Source organism: Mucilaginibacter tolerans, from assembly GCF_030519375.1.
Classification (GTDB): domain Bacteria; phylum Bacteroidota; class Bacteroidia; order Sphingobacteriales; family Sphingobacteriaceae; genus Mucilaginibacter.
In genome coordinates, this window is the sequence record NZ_JAUMKB010000008.1 from 232,702 (window position 1) to 240,274 (window position 7,573).

Here is a 7,573-nt window from a genome sequence, read left to right on the forward strand (position 1 = left end):
TCACAAATTTATAAAGAAAATTGAATTAGCAAATTTTTCAGGAAAATATTTTGCCATTTTCTTTAAAAATTATGATTATGACATTCCAAGCAGGCCTCTTTTGCTGAAAATTATGATTATCGCAATAACAACGAGGCCTAACGTGTAGAATATGGCAATGCTTTTATGTTTTGCATCAGGTGTGGCTCCGCGCTTAGAACGCGCATGCCCGATGGTGATCAAAACAATGGCTATCAGCATGCCTGTCAGGTGCTCCACCGTCCAGTAGCGGGTGGTGGCATCCTTCATGGTATCGCCGCCGAACCGTACGAACGGGCTCACAAAATACAACACGATACCGATGAGCAATTGTGTATGCGCCGATATGAGGGTGAACAGGTTGAGCTTGCGGTTACCCTCGCTATAAGCTTTGTGGCTCAGCCAGTCGGCCCAGGCGCGGATGATGGCTACCAGCAGCAATAAAAGCACGATGTACCTGAAACCGGAGTGCAGGTGCAGGAAGAAGCTGTATAATGTCATGATGTGAAATGGTGTTTAATGGACAAATGAATCAACGTAGCAAATATAGAAGGATTTTGAACTATTTGGCGTAGAGTACTCACCCGGTCATGCTCCGCCCGACCACCCTCTCTACCGCAGGGGGTAAAGAAGGATTTTAAAATTAAAAGCTTTTCCCCTCTTTGTGGCTTGCCATAAAGAGGGTCGACCAGCGCAGCGTAGTCGGGGTGAGTAGAATAGGCGTATTGTCTGTAACACGTATAAACCCCCTTTACAGGTGTTATAGATATTACGGTTTTTAAAAATCTTTCCTATTTTAGCTTCACTAAATCTGAATCACAACATGAACTTTTCAATCCAGCATCAGCTAACCCAAAAAGAGTATAGACAACTTAGCTTTACGCTGACTTATCAAAAATGGTTTATCATCCTGGTAAATGCTTTAGCATTAGTTTATCTTGTATTATTAATAATTACAAAAGGTAGTATCTGGAATAACGACACTTCCTCATTCGGAGTTGCCGTTGTTGTGTTGTCTGTTTGGTACCCAATAGCCATTTTAATTGGTGTGAACAGGAATTATAAAAGCAATTACAGATTAAATGAAGAAATTACTTATAGCTTTTCGGATGAAGGGTACTCAGTTACCGGAGAGTCGTTCAACAGTCAGTTAAATTGGGAAAAAGTCTATAAAGTAAAAATTATTAAGGGCTGGATACTACTATACAGCAATAGTAGAATAGCCAGTCTGATAAAAGTTGGAGCAGAGGACGAAAATAATGTCGAAATCTTAAAAGCGTTCCTTAAAAACGGTAATTTCAAGGCAAAGCTGAAATGGTGACACTCCTGTATGATGCGCGCCTTCGCTCTTTATAGTATGCGGTTGCCACGCTCTCGCTCGCGACGACATAACTTTCTACTCCTCCTTAACCACCCTTTTCAGCGCAATTTTACCGCCTTGTTTTACTTCCAGAAAGTATACGCCGTTCAAGCCCAGCGGGAAGCTTTTGCTGAATTGGCCGTTTGCTGCTTTTTCGCTCCATATCAATTTGCCTTCGCTGTCGGTAAGCTTTACTTCGGCAGGGGTTTTTGCCGAGAGGCTGAACATTAGCAAGATCTTACCCGAGGTGAACTCAGGTACCAGGTTCAGGTCGCGCAATTCAAGTTGGGTCTTTTCGCTTCCGGTTATGTTTTTGGTCTTTTCGGGCGATGCATCGCTCAACCTGAAGCTGGTATGCGTGCTGATGCCATCGTTGCCGGTATTGGTATAATCAAACCGCTGCACATTGCGGTGACGGAAGCCTTCTTCCGGCTCGCGCATACGATATCTGAACTCGCGGAAAGGTTCATCAGGCATAATGAGGCCCAAAGCATCGTCAGGTTTCTCTAGCTTATAGTCGAAAGTGAAAGTGGAATCGTCGCCATCGGGCCTTTTCATCCTGAACTTAAATACATGCTTTGTACTGTCGTTAAAAAAGCGGCGATCTTCGGTCAGGTCATCATGGTTAAAGAAGTGGCGTTTATAAACCATATTTTTTGCGCCGGTATCAGTCATCGAGCGTCTTTTGAAAACGATGCGCTGCCTTCCGTGGGTTTCGGGGCCGCTCAGGTTATCAATGTCTTTCATGGCCTGCTTGCGCTCATCAGCAGAAAGGTTCTTGATATTTTTACCATTTACAGTGGTGTCGCCATTTATAATGGTGATATCCATATTTTTATTGCCTTGTGCAAAAACTAACAGCGGCAAAGTCATTATACAGATAATGCTAAGCGCAAATATTAGCTCGAAACCGGGTTTTATCTTGTGCGTTGTCATGCGATATTGTTTAAATTTATGGTATCAAAGTTAACAAGCAGTTCTGTTTCAAGATGTTAAATCTTTGTCGTAATATGTTAAAAATTGTTAAATGCGACTGATATGAGCGTATTTGAAATATTTTTGTTACCGGGATGAAGAAGAAAAGTATAGGCCTTATAATTGGGTTGATGGGATTTGCACTTTTGGGTGTTATGTCTATGCAGTTTTATTTTTTGCGCCAGTCGTACCAAACGCAGTCCGATCTGTTTGATCGTTCTGTAAATGATGCGCTCAGCAATGTGGTATCCAAACTGGCCAAGCAGGACGCCATCAATTTTTTGAACAAAAAAGCGCAGGTATTTGACAGGCAACGGGCCAGGAAGGATAGCCCCAGCCATCGTAGTTTTGTAAAATCGGTTGAAACGAAGTATACCAAGGTGTACTTTGATCAAAAAAAGCCCGCCAAAAAGATACTTACCGCCCGTGAAAAAAGATTGAACGTGCTGCGCGATAGTTTGAAGAAGGTAATACTAAGCAATCAACTGGATGAGGAATTTTACACGATGGCGGAATCGGGCGAGCTGAACCTTCACTTCCGCTATGAAGAGTATACGGATGAATTTGGTAACGTTCATCAGCGCATGACGGATCCAAAGATCGTCAGGGTGCCGGTAGGCCCTTCGTACAAAAGGAAGCCGTTGAAGCTGCACAAATACGATACTTTATTGGTTGATTATATCGACCCGCAGTTTGGTAAGCAGGTGATACCGGTGGTGCAGATGAACCCTTTCTGGCAACGCGAACAGGAACGGAAAAGAAGCGAACGCAGGTTCCAGGAAGTGAAGAAGATGCTGGAGGACGATTCGATACAAAAGCTCCAGAAGATCAGTCAGCCAACCAATGTGATTGCCAACCTGGCTGATGAGTATCAGAAGTCGAACGAGCCTTTGGCTAAGCGCCTTAATCCATTCTGGGTCGATTCACTGCTGCGTTTTGAATTGCATAATAAAGGGATTTTCCTTCCTTTTACTTATTCGGTAAGCACCTTTAACAGCGATTCGTTACTTTATACCAATGTTTCGTATACCGACGGCAGTAACGCCAATATTATTCCGGCTAATACTTACCAGGTGCCTATTTTTACCAAAGAGGTGATTAACGACCCGGGCAGAATTAAGATATCGTTCCCACAAAAAAACTCATTGATACTGGAAAAGATGGCAGCCACAATGGCAACTTCAGGAGCATTGCTGCTGGTGCTGATCATTTGCTTTGGTTATACCATTTTCTCCATCCTTCGTCAAAAGAAGATCTCTGAAATGAAGATGGACTTTATCAATAACATGACCCACGAGTTTAAAACACCGGTATCTACCATCATGATCGCCAGTGAAGCATTAAAGGATCAGGAGATAATGGAGGATAAGAATCGTGTAGCAAGACTGGCAAATATCATTTTTGAAGAGAACCAGCGATTGGGGAACCATATCGAAAGGGTATTGAATATTGCCCGCATTGAAAAGAACGAATTTAAGCTCGACATCAAAAAGCTGGATGTGAACGAGATGGTGACAACGGTGCTGGATAGCATGTCGCTTAAGTTGCAGAAATACCAGGTGGTTGCCAATCTGCACCTGGATGCACAGAATCCGATGATCGAGGCTGATGAGCTGCACTTCTCGAATGTGCTGTATAACCTGATCGATAATGCCATAAAATATAGCCCGAATGCGCCGGAGATCACCATCAGCACCTTTAATAAAAATGGTGAGCTGGTGATCCGTGTTGCTGATAAAGGCATAGGCATGAACCGTGACCAGCAGTCGAAAATATTTGAACAATTCTATCGTATCCCGACAGGTAACCTGCACGATGTGAAAGGCTTTGGCTTAGGCTTAAGCTATGTAAACACAATAGTAAAGAAACTGAACGGAACAATAAGCGTTAAATCTGAAAAGGAAAAAGGCTCTGAGTTTGAGCTTAAATTTCACATATCCTAAAGCATGAAGAAAATATTATTGGTAGAGGACGACCCGAACCTTGGTTTACTTTTACAAGACTACCTGCAGTTGAAGGGAAAATTTGAAGTGGTTTTGTGCAAAGACGGCGAGGAAGGGTTAAAGGCATTTACAAAACAAAATTTCGACCTGCTGATACTGGATGTGATGATGCCCAAAAAGGACGGGTTTACGCTGGGTAAAGAGATACGGAAGTTTAACACCCAGGTACCTATCATTTTTGCTACCGCGAAAGGCATGATCGAGGATAAAACCCAGGCATTTAACCTGGGCGGAGATGATTATATCACCAAACCTTTCAGAATTGAAGAACTACTACTTCGCATCAATGCTTTACTAAAGAGGGTAAACAACAGCGAAAAGAGCGAGGAAGAAAAACAAACTCATTTTAAGATAGGTCGCTACGATTTCGATTACACCTCGCAGATGATATCAGCCGGTGACAACCAGCAAAAATTATCAACCAAAGAAGCAGAATTGCTGCGTTTGCTATGCCTGCGTAAGAATGAAGTGCTTACCCGTGAAGAGGCCCTGTTAAATATCTGGCACGATGATAACTACTTTAACGGCCGTAGTATGGATGTTTTCCTGAGTAAGATACGCAAATACCTGAAGGACGATTCAAATGTCGAGATCATCAATGTACATGGGCGGGGGTACAAGCTGCTGATCAATTAATCATCATCCATATCCTCGCCAAAGTGGATAATATTCCCGTTATTATCCCAAATGCTGAACTGCTTCATCCGCCAGGGCTTTTCTTCTAACTAACCGTTAGGGTGGATGACGCCAAGCGGCTCGTATTTGGCGTAGAGTTTATCTATTTCGGTTACGTTAATGTAGCACCCCGTATCTTTAGGTATGGTGGGATCATCGGTAGGCCATAAGTGCACCTGAACTTTTTCCTTATTAAAATCAGATAGCCTTCCCAGCTTGAGTGGAAGGTGAAGCCCAGTTTTTCAGTATAAAACTTTATAGTTTCTTCTTCATGGAGGCGTGCCAAATGTAAATACCTCCCATTCACGATGATTTAGGAAGTTTTCTTCCGTCATTTCAAAAACGGGCATGCCAAAATCAATAAAAGCTGATTTTATTTTATCGTAGTTCTCCGCGGTTCAATCAACCCAAATATCCGTATCGCCTGTCGTCCTTGAGTAGCCATGAAGTATAACGGAATAGCCACCAACAAGTACGTAACGCACCTTGTGCCTATTAAATTGATGAATGAAATCTCTAAAATCTTCGTTAAAAATATTCCCCATATCAATTACGGGATCTTACTTTAAAAGCAGTTCTATCTAAACGAGGAGGAGCGCTTTCAGGATAATTATAAGCAATACTGTTTAAGTAGTTAGCTATTCTAAGACTCTCCTGCCATGAAAGTTTTTTATAGTATCGGGCATGATCTGAAGCTTCAGTTGCTGTTTGTGCTTTAAACGCTGTCCTGTCTAAACAGTATGAACCCATTACTCAAATATACTTCAAAATGGTAATTCGTTGTAACAAATTTGTTAGCCTGTTCTGTCAATAAATTAAATATAAAATAGATAGGTTTGTTTATTCTTAATTATTAACTGATCTTATAAAATGAAAAGGAAACTACTATTTTCCGGCATACTCATTGCCGGAATGGCGGGTTCTGTTTTTGCACAGGAGGCACCTGATGCAGCAGCAGTCCAAAAAATACGAGACGAAGGTTTGAACCATTCGAAGGTAATGGCAACGGCCTTTTATCTTACGGACGTTTCAGGTCCGAGGCTTGCAAACTCTCCGGGTTTAAAGAGGGCACAAAACTGGGCAGTAAATCAATTAAAAAGCTGGGGGCTGGAAAATGCTAAGCTGGAGGCTTGGGGCAAGTTTGGTAAAGGCTGGGAAGTGCAGAAGAATTACGCTGCCATAACAGTTCCCTATTATCATGCTATTATAGCGATCCCCAAAGCATGGACATCAGGCACAAACGGCCCGATTAAAAGTGATGTAGTATTGGTAAAAGCTGATACCATTACTGACCTGGATCAATACAAGGGGAAACTGGCCGGGAAAATTGTAATATTCGATACCAAAAATAAACTGGCCGGTGGTACAAAAGCTGATCTGACCCGCTATACCGATGAAGAGCTGGAAAAAATGGCTCAGGCAACTTCACAACCGACACAACGCAGGGCCCCAGACCGTAATTCTCCTCAGTTTATAGCTATGCAAAAAGCACGCGCTTTACGCACTGCTATCAGTAAATTTCTACAAGATGAAAACGTGGGCCTTATCCTGAGTATGGCCCGGGGAACAGATGGTACCGTATTCACCACTAATGGGGCATCATACGCTGATACTGCAAAGGCTACTGCTCCTGAGCTGGAAACAAGCGGGGAAGATTATCTGCGTATTTTACGATTGGTGAAAGGCGGGCAGAAGGTGGAAATGGAAGCCGACATCAAAACGCAATTTTTTTCAGATGATCTGCAAGGATATGATGTGGTAGCTGAAATACCGGGAACGGATAAAAAATTAAAAGATCAGATCGTAATGATCGGCGGTCACCTTGACTCATGGCATGCTGCTACCGGAGCCACGGATAATGCAGCAGGCAGCGCGGTTATGATGGAAGCCATACGAATTTTAAAAGCGACAGGATTTAAACCAAAACGTACCATCCGGATCGCATTGTGGAGTTCTGAAGAACAGGGCTTGTTTGGTTCGCGCTATTATGTGTTAAACCACTTTGGCGATCCTAAAACCATGGAGCTGAAACCTGAACAGGCTAAAGTATCGGCTTACTACAACCTCGATAATGGTACCGGAAAGATACGTGGCATTTATTTGCAGGGCGATTCGCTTGCAGGAGCTGTGTTCAAACCATGGTTTGAGCCGTTTAAAGACCTTGGCGCAGGAACTATCACCATCAGCAATACCGGTGGTACAGATCACTTGTCATTTGCCGCAGTAGGGATTCCGGGCTTCCAGTTTATACAGGATAGCATGGATTATGGCACACGCACACATCATAGCAACCAGGACACTTATGACCGCTTGAGCGAAGATGATCTGAAGCAAGCCGCTACAATAATTGCCTCGTTTGTGTATAACACAGCCCAGCGTGCTGAAATGATACCGAGAGTAGAATTGCCTAAGGCTCAAAGCACTAATTAAAAATTGAGTAGTAAATACTATAAAAAGCCTCCGGTTTTTGGACTGAACCCCAAAAGTTGGACGAATTTAAAAATTAATTGTAATGATGAGCCCGATAATTTATCGGGCTCAT

At 42.8% G+C, this 7,573-nt stretch carries 6 protein-coding genes; 4 read left to right on the forward strand and 2 right to left on the reverse strand.

The genetic code is table 11. The features are described 5' to 3' along the window. Positions 1-75: 75 nt before the first annotated feature. Positions 76-519 (reverse strand): cytochrome B, encoded by a 444-nt coding sequence (locus tag Q3A68_RS13460; protein WP_302901618.1) that lies wholly within the window; start codon positions 517-519, stop codon positions 76-78. Positions 520-841: 322 nt separating this feature from the next. Between Q3A68_RS13460 and Q3A68_RS13465 the strand changes: the two genes are divergently transcribed. Next, entirely contained in the window at positions 842-1,339 is a 498-nt protein-coding gene (locus Q3A68_RS13465; protein WP_302901619.1) for a YcxB family protein, read from the forward strand. Between the two features lie 75 nt (positions 1,340-1,414). Here Q3A68_RS13465 and Q3A68_RS13470 read toward each other — a convergent pair whose 3' ends face one another. Beyond that, complete coding sequence (locus tag Q3A68_RS13470; RefSeq protein WP_302901620.1) at positions 1,415-2,314, reverse strand: T9SS type A sorting domain-containing protein; 900 nt, start codon at positions 2,312-2,314, stop codon at positions 1,415-1,417. A 134-nt stretch (positions 2,315-2,448) separates the two neighbouring features. Between Q3A68_RS13470 and Q3A68_RS13475 the strand changes: the two genes are divergently transcribed. The 3 genes from Q3A68_RS13475 to Q3A68_RS13485 all read left to right on the forward strand — a co-directional run bounded on the left by Q3A68_RS13475 (position 2,449) and on the right by Q3A68_RS13485 (position 7,461). Further along, positions 2,449-4,296 carry a sensor histidine kinase gene (locus Q3A68_RS13475; RefSeq protein WP_302901621.1) on the forward strand — a complete coding sequence of 616 codons (1,848 nt, stop codon included), beginning with the start codon at positions 2,449-2,451 and terminating at the stop codon, positions 4,294-4,296. A gap of 3 nt (positions 4,297-4,299) precedes the next feature. Next, a complete protein-coding gene (locus tag Q3A68_RS13480) occupies positions 4,300-4,992 on the forward strand; it encodes a response regulator transcription factor (RefSeq protein ID WP_302901622.1) in 693 nt (230 codons plus the stop codon). Positions 4,993-5,901: 909 nt separating this feature from the next. Beyond that, positions 5,902-7,461 (forward strand): M28 family metallopeptidase, encoded by a 1,560-nt coding sequence (locus tag Q3A68_RS13485; RefSeq protein WP_302901623.1) that lies wholly within the window; start codon positions 5,902-5,904, stop codon positions 7,459-7,461. Positions 7,462-7,573 lie beyond the last annotated feature (112 nt).